This window comes from Pedobacter cryoconitis (assembly GCF_003259615.1).
Lineage (GTDB): Bacteria > Bacteroidota > Bacteroidia > Sphingobacteriales > Sphingobacteriaceae > Pedobacter > Pedobacter cryoconitis.
In genome coordinates, this window is sequence record NZ_QLLR01000015.1 from 100628 (window position 1) to 122276 (window position 21649).

Below are 21649 nucleotides of genomic sequence, written 5' to 3' on the forward strand. Positions count from 1 at the left end.
TTAGGTTAGATTGATTTAAAGGCTGATGACATTGACTCCAAGCCGAACTGTTTTAATCTGCAGTTCTTCTATGTAAGCGGCCAGTTTATCTATGTTTTTGCATTGGAATATACCTTTCACCGGAACATTAACTTCCAGTTCCTTTTGTATACTGCTGCTCACCCGCATAGCTAATAAAGAATGTCCACCCAGTTCAAAGAAACTGTCATGAATCCCTATCGGCGATACCTGCAGCAATTCTTCCCAGATGCCAACTAAAGTGGCTTCCAGCTCACTTCCCGCAGGCACATAATTCTTACTCAGCTGTCCTTTGGTATCTGCCGAAGGCAACGCCTTTTTATCCAGCTTTCCATGAGAAGTCAGTGGGATCGACTCCATTTCTACAAATACCCGCGGCACCATATACTCCGGTAATTGAGTTTCCAGGTAAGCCACCAGGTTTTCCCTGACAAAAACACCCGGAGAAACCACATAACAAATCAGCTGGTTATGACCAGACTCATCCGCATGTGCCACCACAATAGACTGCGCAACCAAACCACTCTGCTGAATCACACTTTCAATCTCCCCCAATTCAATACGGTAACCGCGTACTTTAACCTGGTCATCAATACGGCCTATAAATTCAATGTTCCCATCCGGAAGCCACCTGCCAGTATCACCAGTTTTATACAAACGGCCACTACCAAAAGGATTAGCCACAAAACGTTCAGCAGTTAACTCTTCCCGGTTCAGATAACCCCGTGCTACCCCCGCACCAGCAATACAAATCTCTCCCGGCACACCTGCAGGCAATAAATTACCTGCGTTATCCAGGATATGTATTTGCACATTTCCAACCGGCTGACCAATAGACAGATATTCCCCATGTTTTTTATTGGCAGCATAAGGATAAACTGTAGTGGTAATGGTACATTCAGTAGGCCCGTAAGCATTGTAAAAATCAAGGTCATTCTCCGCAGTCCAGCGCTGTGCAAGCAAAGTCGCACAACGTTCCCCTCCTGCAATCACGTGTTTTAAATCTTTTAACTCCCCTTTTTGAATCAGGCCATTTAAAAAACTAGGTGTTACATCCAGATAGGTAATCTTTTCAGCTGCAGTAACTTCCATCAGTTGGTCTGCATCCAGTTGTACCTCTTTTGAAATAATAACTAAGCCTGCGCCAGTTAATAAAGCCATAAAAAGCTGTTCCACAAAAGGGTCAAATGTATAATTGGAGAATAACAGCACCCGGTCACTTTCCGTTAATTTCAGCACGCGCTGGCGATCCCAGATTAAGTTAATCACCCCTGTATGTTCTATCAGCACGCCTTTGGGCTGCCCGGTAGAACCTGAAGTATAAATTACATAACATAAATTAGTTGCCTGCAGGTTAGTTTCTACAAGCGCAGAAGGTTCTTTCCTGATTAATTCCAGGTCTTCATCCAGCGAAACCACCAGGATATTTTCCTGCTGTTCAAGCAATCCGCGGTAATGTTCATTGCTGACTACAATACCTGCCCCGGTATCTGAAAGCATATAATTAATCCGGTCCTGAGGGTATTCAGGATCTATCGGCACATAAGCCCCTCCCGCTTTCAAAATTCCCAGTATAGCAATAACCATATCTATGGAACGCCCTAAACAGATCGGTACAAGCGTATCTTCCTGAACCCCGGCCGAACGTAAATAATGACCCAGCTGATTACTTTGCAAGTCAAGTTCTCTGTAAGTCAGCTGCTGATCCTCAAAAATCAGCGCTACTGCGCCGGGATGCTGAGCCGCCTGGTTAACGAATAAATCAACCAGTGTCTGCTTGTCCGGATAAGCCGCGGCAGTTGAATTGAACGTACTTAATAATTCCAGTTCCTGTACAGGTAAAACCGGGACATCGGCAATACGCTGCTCATAATTTTCAAGGTAAGCGGTGAGTACAAGGTCAAAATAAGCATGAATTTCAGCCAGTGCTTTACCACTTTTAAGCCCCCTGGTCCGGTGATAACTCACCACCAGAATGTCCCCGGTCACGCTAACCGAACAATCAAGATAAGTATTCGTTGCCTCATACCCGCCAGATGCGTTCTGCTCATCTTCCTGCTCCAATTGTACGTGTCCCTGTTTTGCAAACAGACCTTCTTCAGCATCCATATGATCATACACATGGAAATTAATATAATTGAAAATGGCATCGAAGAATGGATTACCGCTCGAAGACTGCTCGCCTGTGAGCTGTGCAATTTCCATTAAAGGCATCCTGTCCCGCTCTTTCAATGCAGTAAGCTGCTGCTCAATACGTTCAAAATATACCTTCCAGGTGAGCTCATTACCACCGCTAACCGAACGGAAAGGGATCGTATTTAAAAAACAGCCCAATACTTTATCGCCATCTTCAGTTAACGGGCGGCCATTGGTCACCACGCCGAACGTAACCTCCTGTTCTGCAGTCAGCCTGCTCAGCATATACTGATAAGCACCCAAAAACATACCTTTCAGACTCAGTCCATCAGCTTTAGTCTTGTCTTTCAACCTTTGCAGGTAATTCAGCTCATAGGCTTTTGCCCAATTGTCATCCGCCACAGTCTCATTAAACATATCTAACCGTTTATAGCCAGTTAATGATTCTGCCCAGAACGTCCGGTTATCCTGATTGCGTTTTTCTGCTATACTTTCTATGACAAAATCACGGTAACTCGCTTTTAACGGCGTTACCTGGACCTGATCTCCATGCGCAAGAATAGCCAGGTAAAGGTTGTTCAGTTCCGTTGTAAAAGAAGCGACACTCCATCCATCAAACATCGCATGGTGAAACTGGAAGACCAGGATATAGTCTTTCAAAGTCTGCAATAAACTGATCCGCCATAACTTACCCTGATGCACCACAAAAGGAACAGCACGTTCTTCTTCCAGGTAATTCGCTAAATAAGCCCCTGATCCGTTTTCAGTAAACGGACGAATATCGCGGAATACCATTTCAGCATCCCCTGTTTTATAAACAACCTGCACATCCCCGGTATGTACATCCAGATCAAACCTTGTCCGCAAAATTGAATGTTTGGCAACCAGTAGTTTTAAAGCCTGTTCAAAAATTTCCCGGTTCAGTGACGAAGGCATTTTAAAGGTCAGCTGATCATGATAAACCGACTGTTCAGGATTGAGCTGAGAGGCATAAACCATTCCACTCTGAATATCACTCATCGGGTAAACATCTTCGATCTCTGTCTCATCTTCAAAATCCGGCAGCAAAAGTGAACGCAGCGATTCCAGCTCAGCAATTACAGCATCGCGTATTGTATGGCCTTTATCTTCAGCAACGACTGCATGTCCTGAATCAATCAGCGCCGATAAACGGCTGATCGTTGAACACTCATATAAATCATATAAACGAATGGTATCGTTAAATGCTTTACGCAAGCGGCTGATAACCCCGATGGCAATAATCGAATCACCGCCAAGTTTAAAGAAATCATCATGAATCCCTAATTCTTCAATTTCCAGAGACATTGCCCAGATTTCCTTTACTTTTTGTTCAGTCTCTGTCAGCGAATCTTCCGCATCCGCCCTGATGAGCTGAATAGTATTCGCATCTGGCAAAGCTTTTTTATCCAGTTTACCATTTGCAGTTAACGGGAATACTTCCAGTGTTATAAACACATGCGGCACCATATAATCCGGTAAACGTGCTTCCAGGTAAGCAACCAGCCCGTCTCTGTCAAATCCTTGTTCATTTGCAATCACATAACCTACCAGGCGTTTCTGTCCGGATTCATCTGCAGGTGCCAGCACAACACATTGCCCCACTAAACCACTTTGCTGAATGGCACTTTCAATCTCTCCCAGTTCGATACGGTAACCGCGGATTTTCACCTGGTCATCCATCCGGCCAATAAATTCTAAATTCCCACTGGCAAGCCACCTGCCAATATCACCTGTTTTATATAAACGATTGCCGATCACAAAAGGATCTTTGATAAATCTTGCTGAGGTCAGTTCCTGTTGATTCAAATAGCCACGCGCTACACCTGCCCCGCCTACATAAATCTCTCCGGCCACACCAATAGGCACGGGCTGTGCAAAATTATCCAGCACATAAGCCTGCCGGTTATTCAGAGGACGGCCGAGCGGAATATTCCCTGACGAGCTGACTTCCTGAATCGTGTAACAGATAGAAAAAGTTGTATTCTCCGTTGGCCCATAACCATTGATAATAGTCTTATCCGGATAAAATTCGCGGAAGCGCCTGATATGCGCGGCTGATAGTTTCTCCCCGCCAACCATAATAGCCGATAAACCTTCAAATAAATCAATGTCTACATCAACAAGCAGGTTAAACCAGCCTGCGGTAAACCACATGACCGTGATTTTGTTGTCTTGCAATACTTCTTTGAACAGGCTGTTATCCAGTAAGCTGCTGGCCGGACAGAAAACCAGTCGTCCGCCATTCAGCAACATGCTCCAATATTCAAACGTTGTCGCATCAAAAGACGCTGACCCCGCAGACAGCAATACATCCCGGGAACTCAGCTTGATATAATCCGCACCCGAAATCAAACTGGTCACATTGCTATGGGTAACCAGAACACCTTTCGGCTGTCCGGTAGAACCAGAAGTATACATGACATAACATAAATGAGCAGGCCGAAGTGCTGTAGGCACGGCCGATGCCGGTTCCTGAGCAATAAGCTCCCGTTCCCCGTCTAACGAAATCACACGGACAGACGTTAGCAGTGATTTATTAGCCTCACTGCTGACCACTATACCCGCTTTGGTATCTGACAAAATATAATCGATACGCTCTTGCGGATATTCCGAATCAATGGGTACATAAGCACCTCCGGATTTCAGGATACCTAATATTCCGATCATCATATCCACAGAACGTGAGATACAGACCGGGACCAGTGTATCTTCTCTGACCCCTGCACTGCGCAGGTAATGTCCGAGCTGATTACTCTGTTCATCCAGTTCTTTATATGTTAAAGATTGCCCCAGGTAAACCAGTGCAACTGCATCAGGAGTCTGAGCCACCTGCCAGCTAAACAAATCTATTAAGGTCTGCTCATGCGGATAAGCAACTGCTGTGTTATTGAAATCAAAAAGCAGTGCTTGCAGTTCCGGTTTACGCAATAGCGGCAGCTGATCTATTTCTTGCGATGGCTTGCTTAAAATAGAGGCAAGCAGCTGCTGATAATTACCAAACATGCGGTCTATTGTTGCTGATTTAAACAAATCGGTACAATATTCCACACTGATTTCAATTCCTGCTGCCCGTGCTACGACAGAAACATTCAGGTCAAACTGGCTGGTTGCACGTCCTGTTTTTTGCTCCGTAAAAACAGCTTCCCCTAAACGGAATTCTGGTACTTCAGGAATATTCTGTACGGTAAAAATAACCTGGTACAAAGGATTTCTACTTTTATCCCTTTCCTGGCCAACCGCCTCCACCACACGTTCAAAAGGGACATCCTGATACTCATAGGCGCTCATTGCAGTTTCTTTAACCTGCTGCAACAAATCCAGAAACGAAGGGTTCCCGCCAAGGTTACTTCTCAAAGCCAGTGTATTGGCAAAAAAGCCGATCAGCCCTTCCAGCTCCTGACGTGTCCGTCCTGCAATCACACTGCCCACACAAATATCATCCTGACCGCTATACCGGTGAAGCAAAACTTTAAAAGCAGCTAACATAGTGATATGCAAGGTCGCGTCCTGTTCCCGGGCCAGCAATTGCAATGCCGCAGATAATTCTGTATCCAGCGTAAACACAGCTACCGCACCTTTTGTACTCTGAATTAAAGGACGTGGATAATCTGTGGGCAACTCCAGCTGACTGGTTCCTTCCAGCTGATGTTTCCAGTATGTGATCCCACCGCCCCACTGCCTTTCTTCCTGCGCACGCTGCCAGATAGAATAATCTCCGTATTGCAATGGAAGTGGAGGAAGTTTTGTTGTTAAATCCTTTATATTCAGTTGATAAAGAGATACCAGTTCCCGGATCAGTACCGAAACCGACCAGCCGTCTGCTGCGATATGGTGAAGGATAATAACCAATACTTGTTCCTGCTCCGAGAGCCGGATCAGATGCGCCCGCAGCATATGGTCTGTACGCAGATCTATGACTGATGAAGAAAGCAGGGACAGCAAATCATCCAGTTTGATTGCTCCGGTCTGGATGTGATTTATCCTGTCCATTGACCAGCTATCTTTTTCCAGAACAAACTGAAAAGGCTGATCGTCAGCATCCTGATGAATTACTGTCCTTAAAATCTCATGACGGTTTACCACTTCATTGATGGCTTGTTCAAGCGCATCGGCATCAACTGTTCCCGACAAACGGAAATACATAGGCATATGGTACTGCTTACTTCCGCTAAGCTGATCTATCTGCCAAAGCCCCTGTTGCCCATAAGACAAGGGAACATTCGTTTTCCTTTGGTAGACCGGAATAGCAGAATGGGATGAACCCTTCGCTATATTTTCTGCGATATAAGATGCAAGCCGCTCTATATTTTTATATTGAAATATACTTTTTACCGGAACATTTACCCCTAATTCCTTGTGTATATAACCACTAACCCGCATTGCGAGTAAGGAATGTCCGCCCAGTTCAAAGAAACTATCATGGATCCCTATAGAATTTACCTGCAACAGTTCTTCCCAGATATTAACCAGCCTGGCTTCTAATTCATTGCTGGCAGCCACATAGTTACTGCTCAGCTGCCCTTTAACTGCTGCTGAAGGCAATGCTTTTTTATCCAGTTTACCGTGAGCGGTCAGTGGAAAAGAAGCCATTTCTACAAAAACACGAGGCACCATATATTCTGGCAACTGAGTTTCCAGATAAGAGATCAAAGCTTGTTTGTCAAATACCTTTTCCGGGATCACATAACAAACGAGCTGATTGTTGCCCGACTCTTCCACCGCTATCACCACAGCCTGGCTAACCAGTCCGCTTTGCTGAACCGCATTTTCTATCTCTCCAAGCTCGATGCGGTAACCTCTTACCTTGACCTGATCATCTTTACGGCCAATAAATTCGATGTTCCCATCCGCAAGCCAGCGGCCAATATCTCCCGTTTTATACAAGAAGCCACCAGATTTGTTGCCAAGCGTATCCGGGATAAATTGTTTTGCAGTTAGCTCTTCGCGGTTCAGATACCCCCTGGCAACACCTGCCCCACCGATATAGATTTCCCCCGGTTCACCCAAAGGCAATAAATGCCCCTGATCATCCACTATATGTATTTGTTGATTTCCTGCGGGTTTACCGGCAGGAAGATATTCCCGGTGTTTAGCCTCAGGCTCATAAGCATAAATGGTAGAGGTTACTGTACATTCTGTGGGCCCATAAGCTACATAAAACTTTAAGTCAGGATGCGCTTGCGTCCACTGCTGTGCCAGTAAAGTTGTACAACGCTCTCCGCCAACCATGACCGTTTTTAAACTGCGCGGCGCTTTGTCAAAAGGTACATTTCTTAGAAACCCCGGTGTATTCAGGATATAGGTAATCTGTTCTTTATTCAGCAAAACAATAAGCGCTTGTGTATCGAGCTGTACTTCTTTTGGAATTAAGACCAGGCCTGCGCCATGCAGTAAAGCGACAAATAACTGCTCTACAAAAGGATCAAAAGTGTAACTGGTAAATGCTGCCACCCGGTCATGCTGGTCAAACTTTAAAAGTTGCTGACGGTCATAAACTAAGTTCACCACATTTTGATGGGCGACCATCACCCCTTTAGGCTGCCCGGTAGAACCAGAAGTATAGATTACATAACACAAATGATCAGGGCGCAATTCATTGAATACTGGTGAAACCGCTTGCTGAGCAATCTCCTGCCAGTCTGCATCCAGTGAAATTATACGGCGATCTGGCTGCTGTGCAAACTTTGTAAGGTGCGCTGCGCTGCTCACCAAGATAGCGGCCCTGGTATCAGTCAGCAGAAAATTAATTCTTTCCTGGGGATATTCGGGATCAATCGGAACATAAGCGCCCCCTGCTTTCAAAATACCCAGTATACCAATCACCATTTCTGCCGAGCGGCCTATACAAACCGGCACCAGTGTATCTTCTTTCACTCCTGCACTGCGCAAATAATGCCCGAGCTGATTACTCTTTTCATCCAGCTCTTTGTAGGTTAAATGCTGATCCTGATAAATCACTGCAATCGCATCAGGATGCAGGTTTGCCTGCGCTGTAAATAGCGTGGCCAGGTTTTTATCTACAGGATAAAGTGCTTCTGTAGCATTGAATATTTTCAATTGCGCCAATTCCGCTGTGGTGAGTATTAAGGGTTTCTTCCCCGTTATAAACGCAGGTATTCCAGCTTCGGCATCAACCTTAATTTCTTCCACAGGAAGCTGAAGGCTGTTTGTAAACTGCTTCAGAATGGATAATAACTGCGTGACAAATGTTGCGATTTCTGTTTCCCGGAAGTATTCATGGCGAAATCCAATGACCAGTCTTAAGGGTTCATTTTCTCCGTAATCATGCCACATAATTTCCAGTGGAGTTTGCTGAAGCCTGCTAAATATAAGCTCATGCGTGAATTGAATATCAGTTCCTAAATTGAAAGATAAATCAAATACGATATGATTGATTACAAAGTCAAAGAAAGGCCCGGCTAAAGGATCATGTTTAAAATACCTGCTCAGATCACCAGCAGTATAATCAAGGTGCTGATAATCTTCTTTTTGAGAGCGGGCAATAGCCTGGATGAAATCAATCAATTTAGTTGCTGGCTGATAGTTCCCTTCAAATGGGGCTACCCCGGAGAACATTCCCAAAATTTCCCGCAGATGTTTTTGATTTCGCTTATGTGCAACTGTACCGAAAAGGGAATGCTCCTGTCCATAGGTTTTAGCCAGGTAAATCACCATGGCAGCAATCGTTAAATGCTGCAAACGGACTTGACTGGTGGCTGTTAACTGCGCCAATTGTCCCTGCTGCTCTTTGGTTAAAAGATAGGTATAACACTGGCTTTCTTTCCCCAGGTCATTCAAGGCCTTATAATTTCGCTGAAGGATGGAAGCCGGTTTAGTCTTTATTTTTGCCTTCCAGTATTCAGCACTGCTTTGATAAGCGTCAGACTGGTAATGTGCCGCTGCTTTTTCTACCTCCTGCAGATAAGAAGGGGAAACAAAAACCTGCTGTTCATTATTTAACAGGCTTTTATATTTACTGGAAATATAATTTGTCCAGACCCTGATACTATAGCCATCAAAGAACAGGTGATGAAACTTAAAATAATAGTAATGTTCATTGCCGGATGCTTTAAGGATATATTGTTCAACAGGCAACCTTGATTTTTCTAATAAAATCGGCTGATCATTCTGATTTTCTATCCATTGGAGAATCATTGCTGCAGGCTGTTCATAGCTTGTAAAGTCTATGAGCTGAACCGGAAACTGACGTTCCCTTTCTGCAAGCTGGTATCCAGGGTTAAAATCGTCTGCGGCAACCGCCATTTTAAAAACATCAAAAACAGCATAGGAAGAAACGATAGCACTGACAAATTTATCAAGGTCTAATGCGCCCGTTATCTTAAAATAGTTATTGATATTGTAATGGGGACTATTGATATTAATCAGCTGATCAATAAAGATGTCCTGCTGAGCAGGATGAATAGGGAATGTGTTGGATGAGAGTTTCATGCAAGGTTAAATTAGCCACTCCTATAGGAGCTCTATAGGAGTAGGCAGTAAGAAATCTATAAGATGATTGTTAATTTTTAATCAGGCTATTTGTTATAGAGTATTTCTCTTTCACCGAATAGCCGCTCAGCGACAATTCCTTTTTCCCTGCACTCTGCTATTAATTTGTTGGATTGTACAATAGGATTTGACGCATCAGTATATTTGATACTGCTGATAAATTCAACCCAGGGCTCTTGTCCCATTGCATAAACATAAACTTCCTTAGGATGGAAGATGTCTACCAGGGACATTCCTTTTTTACAGTCAGATCCTGATAGTCTGCGGCTGTTATCCTGATCTCTGGGTAATTTTTGAGGAAGCAGCTGTCCGTATAACCAGGATAAAGGGGCTCCATCACATTCCATCCCCAGGAAAACAACATCCACATCCCCTATTTTTCTTTGGATATGTGCATATAATTCTGGTTCCATGATTCTTGAATCCGCAAAAAATGCGAGTTTAAAATCTCCTATCTGTACGAAATAGCAAGACTTTGTCAAGATATTCAGGTCACTGTGCTCCCCTGTAAATGGTACTCCGGTAATCATCGCATCCGCAAATTTTACAGATTCCATTTCATTGATCGAGATCACATTGTTAAAACCAATATGATTAAACATGAGCTTTAAATCAGGGTCCTGAAGTTTACCGCTGCAGGTATTGGGAACAATAATATTTTTGATTTTATGGCGTAATGGCAATAAGGTTTCAAATAAAATATGATCCTGATGGTTATGCGTAATCAAAACATAATCAATAGTATCAGGAAGATCCACATCTGAAAAATGGTCAACTTCTGAAGCATAGCCATAATAGCTGATCAGGGGATCAACCAGGATGCTGATATCTTTGGTTTCAATCAAAATACAAGCATGGCCGAAATAGCGCATCCGAATCTTATCGCCTGCGTATTTTTCATAAGCGGGAGGAACATCGGTTGTAAAAAAAGTCTCAAAAAGTGCCGATTGATCTTCGGTAATACCCAGCTGCTCTTTGATATAAGCGATGGTCTGGGGAACTCTCTTCATTTTAGCCAGCGCATCAATTCCAGGATGATCAAAAGCAATGTCTAAATGCAATGTATTTTCATCATTCAGCTTCGGCGTACTCAGGCAAAATGGTCTGTGGTCATTGTCAGTGATCCATAAGGCTAAACTCTGAGCACTTTTATTGTAATAAGAACTTTCATATAAAAGTGGTTCAAAGAACCTGAAGCCTCCGTTGTTGTTCCGGTCATAATAGAGCTCTACATAACCTTTAAGTTCTTCAGGTACGCGTGCATACATTTCTTCCATTGCGAAACCTTTCGCATCAGCTTTCAGCAGCTTATCTAATTTATTGACTGCTTTTGAAAATTCCAGGACTGGCTGCTGCTTCAATAAGGTATCTTCATAAATTGCTTTGACTTCACCGGCCCTCTCTATGGGTATATCCATAAAGGGGCCTCCCCTTAAGTTTGGATTCAGGACAGCTTCTGCATGAAGCTCCGGTGCCATTAAATAGGATTCCATAATGGTCATGTGCCGCCCGACAATATTCATCGCGGCTGTTGCCGGAGATATTAGATGACTCCATGCATACCATTTATCGACTAATGGCTCCATGACTAAATTGGGTTTAAGGTATACTTCAGTGTTTTTCATTGGTAGGTTAATTGTAAGTTAATTTTACTCTAAGATAAACTATATGACATTTATTTATATTTATGCACTATTTAAATAACAAAACCATTCACATATCCTTAAATGAGGATGTGTTTACATTATTTAGCTGAATTACAGCTATTCGATAATTACAATTTCAGAACGAATAGTCACAAAAACAAATAATAATTACACATAATTAAAATTTATTCAAAAATCAGCGTTTAAACCAATATTTATAGGAAAAACAAACCGTCTATTATTTTCATTTAAATAATAAACATTTGTTAATATTAATTTTAAAGAAACAAAGCGAATCAGCATGTTACCACTTTAATGAATTCTGTGAGCAGCAAGCGGGCCTGTGAATGTGGCTATTGAGCAGGATTAACCTGCGGCTGAAGAAGAACTTTTCAGCCAGTATTAGTGATCGGAATATAAAAAGGGCATAATCTCCCGATTATACCCGCTGGTTATTTGCTTTAAATAAGATTTATGGAGAATGAAATAATATGGATTACGACTGACTTTCCGGCTGATTAATTCCTGCTTTTTCGCCAGATAAGAAAATAGCAAGTAAAGAAACCAGCAGTACGAAGCTGAATTCTACTCCATTCCTTCCCGGGCCAACTACATACCATCCGGCCGGATAATGAACCAGCACAATGCCTGTGATTAAGATCAAACAAAAACCAGGGATAATGAAACGAAGAAATTTTCCGAGGATTAATAGTATTGATCCGAAAACCTGAAATATGATCATAGCCCAGGCGATAGTTACACCAAAAGGTGCAAAGCCTACGGCGTTTAAATAAGAATCGCCAAAGGCATTTACGGTTTGGTTGAATACGCCATGCAGACTGTGCGTAAGAAAAATAGTAGCTACCGCTAAACGTATTAGAAAGAGAGGGTTGATTGCGTTAATTTTATTCATTCTTAAATATATTATTTTTCCCTGTGATCTATTTATTCTTTTTTTCGATTTAGCTATTCCCCAGGTATTTCAACTTGATCAGCGGAAAATCTATCCTGGTTTTAAAGTCTAAATGCTCGTAAATTTTTATGGCTCTTGTATTCGTATCAACAACATGTAAAAAAGGGGTATTTCCCTGTGCTAAGTTTTTGTTGCACAATACATTTAATAAACGTTGTGCATATCCGTTACCCGTATGATCAGGATGTGTACAAACTGCACTTAATTCTGTAAAACCGTTCAAATTAAATCGTTCTCCGGCAACTGCAACCAGTTTACCATCTTTTTTAACCCCATAATAATCACCTAGTGCAGCAGTTCTTTCTTTAAAAAACCCGGGCTGTACTAAATTGACCAATTGCAATAATTCCTGATTATCAAACGCAGAAAGCTTAACTATCTGCTCCATATTTACCGCTTTATTCAACGTAGGTATATAGCACATTTGCAAACAGTTTAGCCTGTTCAGCACTTCCCATCCTTCGGGGATAAATGCCAGGTTATCTTTTAAAAAAACTTCTTCATTTACCTTAAAATAAGGTGCTATTTGTGTTAACAATTCTCCGTCCGGATTCGCCATCCCCATAAAAGGGATAGTACCTTCACTATATCTTTTAATTGCTGAATTACCGGTTGAAAAATCCTGATGAACTGTTTCAAGCGCGTTCCAGATCGGGTTATCCAATAGCGGCAAGTACTTTTCCATTGTATAGTATAATTTGATATTTAATAATTAATCTGTCTTTTTTGAAGCTTGTAAACCGTGATACCTTTGATAATAGGTCTTCTCTTTCAGCATTTCTTCCAGTTTTTGAATATTTTGTAAAAGCTGTACTTCCTGCTCAAATATCTCCTGGTTTAAAGCAGAAATATCCTCCCACAGTACCCGGTATTTCGCCAAATCTTTCTGCCCTTTTTTTGTTAGTTTCAACAGGCGTTTCCTGCTGTCACTAACTGATTTTTCAGATTCAATATATCCTATATTCTCCAGGCTCTTTGCAATATGGATTACTGCAGGATGGGTCAGGTTCAGTTCTTTTGCAATCTCTGAGATACTGATACTGCTGCGCTTGCTGATTAAATAATAAAGAATAAAATCTTTTGTTTCCAGTGGTAAGCCCTGTTCTTTATAAATAAGGGTCATATCACTGGTCAGCGATTCATACAACCGGCGCAGCCTGGCACCAATGGCAAAAGAGCCTGATTCATTAATAATGTTCGCTATCATTGTATATATTTACGTAAACGTTTACGTAAATATATACAATGATAGCGACAGCCCACTAACAATTTTCAGTTATCCCTGTAAGGACCTATAAATCAATTGGTAAATTATGCTTTTAAAGACAGCGGACTGGAAATCTTCGGGCAGCAGGAAAGCCAGCGGAAACTTTAACATCGGTGTGTAACATTTAGCTCACGTTTAAACCTGACCGTATCAATTTATAATGAATAAATAATAACTTATAGGCTGATTAGCTGATCACACCCTGAACCAATTCGTATCCTGAAAAAGATTTTAACTCCATGAACAAACTATTCAAATCCGTTTTATCGCAATCCTTTTTTATTTCCTTGTTTACGATCGCATCCGCTAATCAAAGCCAGGCACAAAATGTGATCATCCCTATAGAAACTGCACATAATGCCATGGTTTTACAGGCAGATGAAAGCAAGAATTTAAAAAACATCTTTTTAGGTAAAAAGTTGTCTGATGCTCAGGAATATGATTTTATTAAAAGTGTTTACAAGCAGACAGAAGATTATAGTAGTTTACTGAACTCTGCTTATACACCATCGGGATCAAAAAACCTGGTAGAACCTGCTATTTCTGTCATTCATGCAGATGGCAACCTGTCTTTAGATTTAAGATATGTTAGTCATCAGCAAACCAGGTTAAATGATAATGTATCCTTATTAAAGGTGCTGCTGAAAGATCCTGTTTATAATTTTGAAGTTACTTTATATTATAAATCTTATTATAAAGAGGATGTCATTGAGCAGTGGAGCGTAATTAAACATCAGGAGAAAGGGAACGTTACGTTGCAAAAGTTTGCTTCAGCGAATTTGTATCTTAAAGCAAAAAGTTACTGGTTAAAGCAGTTCCATGGAGATTGGGCCAAAGAAATGCAACCTGAAGAATCTCAGTTAACTCATGGTATAAAAACGCTTGATACTAAATTAGGGACGCGCGCCAACCTGTTTATGCCTTCGGTTTTTATGATTTCATTAGACAAGCCAGCGGGCGAAGATGAAGGAAATGTATTGTACGGGGCACTGGAATGGAGCGGGAATTTCAAAATTGATTTTGAAGTAGACTTTCAGGACAACCTGAGAATTATTGCTGGTATAAACAACTATGCTTCGGCTTATCAATTGAAACCGAATGAAGAGTTTGCGACCCCTGCATTTTTATATACGTTTTCTGATAAAGGGAAGGGTGAAGCGAGCAGAAAACTACAAAGCTGGGCAAGAAATTACAAGTTGCTGGATGGTAAGGGCAACAGGCTTACTTTATTAAATAATTGGGAGGCTACTTACTTCGATTTTAATGAGCAAAAGTTGAGTGGCTTATTAAAGCAGACCAAAAATCTTGGGGTAGACTTATTTTTACTGGACGATGGTTGGTTTGGAAATAATCATCCGCGCAATGATGACCACGCCGGATTGGGTGATTGGCAGGAAAACCGCAAGAAATTACCGAATGGGATTAGTTCACTGGTTAAAGATGCCAGTGCAAACGGCGTAAAATTTGGTATCTGGATTGAGCCTGAAATGGTAAATCCTAAAAGTGATTTGTACACTAAACATCCGGACTGGATTATTAAACAACCAAACAGAGAGGAACACTATTTCAGAAATCAGCTGGTACTGGATCTGAGCAATCCTAAGGTGCAGGATTTCGTCTATGATATTGTAGATTCTTTGTTTATTAAAGCACCTGCGCTGGCTTATATTAAATGGGATTGTAATGCGGTTATTTACAATGCTTATTCTGCTCACCTGAAAAACAATCAGTCACAGTTTTATGTGGAATATGTGCGCGGGTTATACAAGGTACTGGAAAGGATCAGAGCTAAATATCCAGTTGTGCCTATGATGTTATGCTCTGGAGGGGGCGGCCGGGTAGATTATGGTGCATTAAAATATTTCACAGAATTCTGGCCTAGTGACAACACTGATCCGTTAGAACGGATATTTATACAGTGGGATTATTCTTATTTCTATCCTGCTATTGCAAGCTCAAATCATGTTACAGATTGGGGCAAACAGCCAATTAAATTCAGGACTGATGTGGCGATGATGGGGAAACTCGGATTTGACATTGTAGTTAGTGAATTGAAAGAGAATGATTTAAAATTCTGTCAGGATGCGGTTAAAGGATATGATGGAGTAAAGCAGGTTATTTGGCAGGGGGATCAGTATCGCCTGGTTAATCCGCATGAGCAGAATATGGCTTCTTTAATGTATGTGGATCCGACAAAATCAACAGCGGTTATGTTCAATTACCTGGTTAATTACAGGTATGGTGAAAGTAGTAAAGCACCGATCAGGTTAAAAGGTCTTGATGGGAAAAAGAAATACAAATTGGAAGAGATCAATCTGTATCCGGGGACTCAATCTACGTTTAAAAAGGATGTGGTATTTTCTGGTGATTTCTTAATGAATATTGGGTTCAATCCGGAAGTGAATACGAACAGAACCAGTGTAATTGTAAAGATTACTGAGGTGTGATATGGAAACTGAAGTAAAAAGCAGCATTCCATATTAAAAATATTTGCTTGCAATAAGATCATAACAATAGCTTAATACAATATTATTTAGTTTTGTCTCTATCACATGAGGAACCACAAATCTGACAGAGAACTAGTAAAAGACATGAATGAGGGCGATGAAACCGCCTTTCAATGCCTATTTGATTTTCACTGGGATACACTATATGCCTTTGTTTACAGGCTGATCAATGATGAGGATCAAACTAAAGACATTCTGCAAAATGTATTTCTTGAGGTTTGGAATAAAAAAGATACCCTGCTTATTGATGATTCAATATTACCTTATCTCTATAAGATTGCCAAAAATGATGTTATGTCTTTATTCCGCAGAAACAAGGTCAGGCTGGATGGAAATGACATATTAATTCGTAATCTTAAAAGGTCTTCTGCTACAGATGACCGTATAATTGCCAAGCAGTTACAAGATGTTATTGATTTGGAATTGGAAAAAATGCCATTTAATGTACGTCAATGTTTTCAGCTGAGTAAATATGAACATAAATCTATCCGGGAGATTGCACTGGAACTCACGTTATCAGAACAAACCGTAAAAAACAATATTTCTGAAGCTTTAAGGAGATTAAGATTTTGCTTAAATGACAGTTCTTTAGGCTATCTGAGTGTACTCATCCCCTTCCTGCTAAACTTAACTTAAGTTTAACACTAAATTAAAGTACTTTTTCGCTCTTCGGGCGCTTTATAGCCGGAATGAAAATTAAAGGGGACAAATACTTACAGGAGAAATTCGGACAATATCAGTCCGGCAGTTTAAGTGATCAGGAAAAAACGATCATAGATGACTGGTTTAAAGAGAGAATGAAGAGTACCCTTTTAGCCATTCGGACTAACCACTTTCAAGCGGAAGAAATTCGTTCGGCAGTATATCGCAAACTTCAGCAACGTATTTCGCAGCAAAACAAAAAGCAGCAATATAAAAAATGGCTCAAAATTGCTTGTATTCTGCTTTTAATTTCCAGCATCGGCGCACTGACTTTGCATCAGTTTCAAGAAGCCAGAAAACCTGAAAAACAACTTGTCCAAATATTCAGTACTGGTAATGCACAGTATAAAAGAATCACCTTACAAGATGGTACGCAGATTTGGCTGAATGCTGCAACCCGGTTACGCGTAGATGCTCGTTTTAAAACTTCCAATTTAAGAAAGGTCTACCTGGAGCATGGAGAAGCTTTTTTCCAGGTTAAGAGAGATACGCTCAGACCCTTTAAAATTATCACACAGAATTTCATAACAACAGTTCTGGGAACGTCATTTAATATTACATCTTATCCTGAACTGAATACCTATAAAGTGGCTGTTGCTTCGGGGGAAGTAAAGGTAGATTTTCTCGATCAAGAACTTGTAAAGGAATTAGTACATAATGAGGTATTAACTTACAATTTAAGCACAAAACGTAAAATCATTACTAAGCAAGACGTTAGCTTGTGGAGTGGATGGAGATCAAACCAATCAGTTTATCTGGAAAACCTGACACTCTCTCAGATCGGTGCTGCACTCTCAAGAAAATACAATATTCAAGTAAAGACCGCTAGTCTACAACGAGATCATAAAACATATACCCTATACCTTTTCAATCAGCCGATACAACAGGCAGTCCAGAGAATTGCTTTAATTACCGGCATGAGTTACCAATTAACGCAACACACCTTAATCCTTACTCCAAATCCAATTTCAATGAAGAAAAATTAAACATAAAAAAAGCCGAAAGTGTTCGAGCACTTCCGGCTTCAATCAGCGCTGAAGCAGCCCTGATTTATTCAATTAACTCTTAGAAATTAATCAAAGCAAATAAATATGCAACATTATTACCAGTATCTGAAAGATTCAGTAAGAAATATTTCGTTTCTGATGAAACAGAACATTTTACTTCTATTCTTATTGACAACAACCCACATCCATGCACAATCAACAGACGCTTCTATTACAGGAAAAGTGATAGATGAGAAAGGAATAGCTGTCCCTGGTGCTTCCATAGTTTTACGTAATGAATCAACAGGTTTCCGTGCAGTGACGATGACAAATAAAGATGGTCTTTTTACATTAATCCAGCTTCCTCTGGGCAAGCCCTATACAGTTACGGTAACTTACATTGGTTATCCTAAACAGATTAAGGCGGATTTTGCATTGAATCAGGGAGATAATATTGTCGCGAATTTTCACCTCACAGAATCTGATAATCAATTAAATGAAGTAATCATTAATACCAATTCCTTAACTAAAAGGATTGATCGTCTGGGGTCGAGTACTGCGATTACTTCACAGAATATTCAGCAGCTACCTACACAAAACAGGAATTTCAATAACCTGTCAGCCTTAGCACCAACCACTAACGGAACAAATATTAGCGGACAGCGTGCTTCTTCTACAAATTACCTCATTGATGGTGCGAGTGCAAGAAATAACCTCACCTCCGGAGCGATAGGGAGTGGTCCTTATTCTTTGTCGTTAGAAGCTATACGCGAGTTTGAGGTAGCCACAAACGTTTATGATGTTTATAAAGGTCGTGAAGGTGGTGGTACGGTAAGTGCCGTGACCAAATCTGGAACAAATACATTGACCGGATCTGTGTTTGATTATTACCGTTCAGATTTTCTGGCCAGTCCTTACGACATCCGGGGAAACAAGCGCTCGCAGAAGTTCACAACCAATCAGTATGGTTTTAGTTTAGGTGGGCCGATTATTAAGGATAAACTTCATTTTTTTACGGCGCTGGATCGCCAGAATGAAAGTATGCCTTTCTTTATTGCTGATATCCGGAGTGATCAGGATCAGATTAACCTTGGAATTAGTAAAGGTGCGCTGGATAGTGTTTTAAGTATTGGAAGAGCAAAATATGGATTAGGAAAAGGGCAACAAACTGGCGAGTTTAAAAGACAAACGCTTGCGAATACTTTCTTTGCACGTTTGGATTGGCAGATCAATGATAAACACCGTTTGACTTTGAGAAATAACTACAGTGATTGGAATAATCCGAATAGTAGTGATGATAATTCCAATATTAACCTGTTTGAAGTGTGGGGTAATTTTAAATCAAGAGAAAACAGCACACTCCTATCTTTACGTTCTCAATTAAAACCCAACTTTCTCAATGAGCTTAAAGTTCAGTTTCAAACGGCAACAAGAAATTATGTACCCAACAGTGAATTACCTTCCGAAAATATCCCAAGGGCTATTGTCACTGTAAAATCTACTTTACCAAATGGTACAATCGGAAACAAGACAGTACAGTTGGGTGGGCAGCGTTTCTTTCCAGAAAACAACCTGGAAAATCAGTTACAGCTAGTGAATACTTCTTATTATAATGTGGGTAAATACAAGTTTACTTTTGGAACAGATAACACGCTGACTTATATGGATACATATATTTCAAGTGAGCAAAATGGCCGGTTTATCTTCAACAGCTTAAAAGATTTTGATAACCTGAATGCTTCCAGATATGCAAGGGAGGCACCAATTGATGGTGTTCCATCTGTACAGCAGTATATTTTAAATGCTTCGGTATTTGGTCAGGTAGAATACGATCTGGCTAAAAACCTAAGTGCCATGTTTGGTCTTCGTTATGATGTAACCAGCTTTATAACTGGGGCGGAATACAATCCTGTGGTAGAACGTACGCTAGGTTTAAGAACAGACAGTAAGATTACAGATGCTGGTAAAATTCAGCCACGTGTACAGTTTACCTGGGATATTAATGGAGAGAAAAAGGATATTATCCGTTTGGGTGGTGGCTTGTTCTCCGCTTATCCTGTAAATTATGCACAAGTAAATAATATTCAGAATAGCGGCACTAAGGTTGCCTCTATCGACGTATCCCGGCCGGCAAGTGGCCAGAGTTTAGTTCCGGTTCCTGATTTTCCTGCTTATAGAGATAATCCATCAACTGCACCTGGAATTATTGCTGGTGTACCTTATGTTTCCACCATTAATTTAAATGACCCTAATCTAAAAATGCCTTCTATTTTTAAGATGAACTTAAGTTATAATAAGATTATCGGTGATCGTTTGAGGTTAGGTGTTAATTTCCTGTATTCTCATACCAAAAACAATTATGTCTATCTGGATAAAAACCTGGTCGATAATCCATACTTCCGTTTAGCTAACGAAGAAAACAGAGCGGTATTTGTACCTGCAAACACGATAACTACGACAGGGATAACAAATAATGTACTGGGTAGAAAAACCAATGAAGTTGGCAGGGTGTTGATGCTAACAAATGGTGCAGTATTAACACAGAAAGCGATAATCATCGATGCGAGTTTTCGTTATCTGAAAGATGGTTATGTCAATGTAAGTTATACGCTTAATGATGCTAAAGATAATTCTTCGTACAACGGAAACGTTGCGAATACTTCTACTTTCAGACCAGTAAAATCTGATCCCCGCGATCTTTCTCAAATTGTCTATTCAGATAATCAATACAGAAATAAACTCGTGATCTACGGTACTACACCTTCCTGGAAAGGGTTTTCACTGAGCGGTACTTTCAGAGGAATCGGTGGAACAAGATATTCGATGACCGTTGATGCGGATATTAATGGTGATTTTGTAGGTGGGCCGGGCAATGATAACGATCTCGCTTTTGTATTTGATCCAAACAGTGCAAATATCAGTGCTGCAAATAAGGCCTCTATGGAAAAAGTATTAAATAATCCTGATAACAGAGCAAAAGATTATATTTTAAAGAGTCTGGGCAAAATAGCCAATAGAAATGGTGGAATTAATCCTTTCTCGGGCACGTTTGATATCAGGGTGCAGAAGGAATTTAAAACTTATAAAACACAAAAACTAACTTTAAGCTTTGACGCTTTCAATTTTGCGAACTTGTTAAATAAAAAATGGGGGGTGAATTATAATCTGGGTGATCAGAGTTTATTATATGTCACCAAGTTTGATCAGGCTAAACAACAATATGAGTACCGTGTAAACGAAAATATAGGTGTGACCCAGGCAAATGGCACACCTTATCAAATTCAATTAGGCGCAAGATATTCTTTTTAATAAAAAAATATGAATTCACGTAGAGACTTTATCAAGAAAGCAGCCCTCCTATCCGGAGGTGCTGCTTTAATCAACACTTTGCCACCTGTTATACAGAAGGCAATGGCTATTGACCCGGCTGCAGGCAGTACATTTTATGATGCTGAGCATGTAGTTTTTTTGATGCAGGAAAACCGTTCCTTTGATCATGAGTTTGGAACTTTACAGGGTGTAAGGGGTTTTAACGATCCCAGGGCAATTGACTTACTGGAATTGCAACATTAAAGTTGACATTTAGTTAAGCGGCAATATTTTGTTTATTTAAGTTTCTACCAAATTCTTCTGGGGACAAGTACCCCAGTGTAGAATGTAATCTTTTACGGTTATACCAAGTCTCTATATATTCAAAAACGATGAGTGCTGCCTGCTCTTTGTCTGTGAACTTATGCTGATACACACATTCAGCTTTGAGCGTCTTGAAGAAGCTCTCCGCTACTGCGTTGTCCCAGCAATTTCCTTTTCTGCTCATGCTTCTGATGATCAAAGGATTTTTTTCCAGTAAGCATCTGAATTCGTTGCAAGCGTACTGAACTCCG

General features: G+C 40.7%; 10 protein-coding genes and 1 pseudogene. 5 read left to right on the forward strand and 6 right to left on the reverse strand.

The genetic code is table 11. The annotated features are described in order from the left end of the window. Nucleotides 1-15 precede the first annotated feature (15 nt). From LY11_RS15080 to LY11_RS15100, 5 genes are all read right to left on the reverse strand, one after another. Nucleotides 16-9624, reverse strand: a complete 9609-nt coding sequence (locus tag LY11_RS15080) for a non-ribosomal peptide synthetase (protein ID WP_111634496.1) — start codon at nucleotides 9622-9624, stop codon at nucleotides 16-18. Between the two features lie 86 nt (nucleotides 9625-9710). Then, nucleotides 9711-11309: an MBL fold metallo-hydrolase gene (locus LY11_RS15085; RefSeq protein ID WP_111634497.1), complete on the reverse strand. Its 1599-nt coding sequence runs from the start codon at nucleotides 11307-11309 to the stop codon at nucleotides 9711-9713. A gap of 517 nt (nucleotides 11310-11826) precedes the next feature. Beyond that, nucleotides 11827-12243, reverse strand: a complete 417-nt coding sequence (locus LY11_RS15090; protein WP_111634498.1) for a DoxX family protein — start codon at nucleotides 12241-12243, stop codon at nucleotides 11827-11829. Between the two features lie 49 nt (nucleotides 12244-12292). Then, the gene (locus LY11_RS15095) at nucleotides 12293-12988 is read right to left on the reverse strand and encodes a GNAT family N-acetyltransferase (protein WP_111634499.1); all 696 of its coding nucleotides are present in this window, start codon (nucleotides 12986-12988) and stop codon (nucleotides 12293-12295) included. 27 nt (nucleotides 12989-13015) lie between these two features. Next, nucleotides 13016-13510: a MarR family transcriptional regulator gene (locus tag LY11_RS15100; protein ID WP_111634500.1), complete on the reverse strand. Its 495-nt coding sequence runs from the start codon at nucleotides 13508-13510 to the stop codon at nucleotides 13016-13018. A 299-nt stretch (nucleotides 13511-13809) separates the two neighbouring features. Between LY11_RS15100 and LY11_RS15105 the strand changes: the two genes are divergently transcribed. The 5 genes and pseudogenes from LY11_RS15105 to LY11_RS15125 form a co-directional block, all read left to right on the forward strand. Beyond that, on the forward strand, nucleotides 13810-16017 hold the full coding sequence (locus LY11_RS15105; protein WP_111634501.1) for an alpha-galactosidase: 2208 nt from the start codon (nucleotides 13810-13812) through the stop codon (nucleotides 16015-16017). A gap of 105 nt (nucleotides 16018-16122) precedes the next feature. Then, the gene (locus LY11_RS15110) at nucleotides 16123-16713 is read left to right on the forward strand and encodes an RNA polymerase sigma factor (RefSeq protein WP_111634502.1); all 591 of its coding nucleotides are present in this window, start codon (nucleotides 16123-16125) and stop codon (nucleotides 16711-16713) included. A 53-nt stretch (nucleotides 16714-16766) separates the two neighbouring features. Beyond that, entirely contained in the window at nucleotides 16767-17765 is a 999-nt protein-coding gene (locus LY11_RS15115) for a FecR family protein (protein WP_111634503.1), read from the forward strand. 105 nt (nucleotides 17766-17870) lie between these two features. Beyond that, complete coding sequence (locus LY11_RS15120) at nucleotides 17871-21074, forward strand: TonB-dependent receptor (protein ID WP_211321561.1); 3204 nt, start codon at nucleotides 17871-17873, stop codon at nucleotides 21072-21074. 9 nt (nucleotides 21075-21083) lie between these two features. Further along, nucleotides 21084-21320, forward strand: a pseudogene (locus tag LY11_RS15125) (alkaline phosphatase family protein); the annotation flags it as partial. Between the two features lie 31 nt (nucleotides 21321-21351). On the opposite strand, the gene LY11_RS15130 reads toward LY11_RS15125, so the two are convergent. Beyond that, the coding region (locus tag LY11_RS15130) for an IS3 family transposase (RefSeq protein ID WP_146610855.1) at nucleotides 21352-21649 on the reverse strand (298 nt) is incomplete at its 5' end.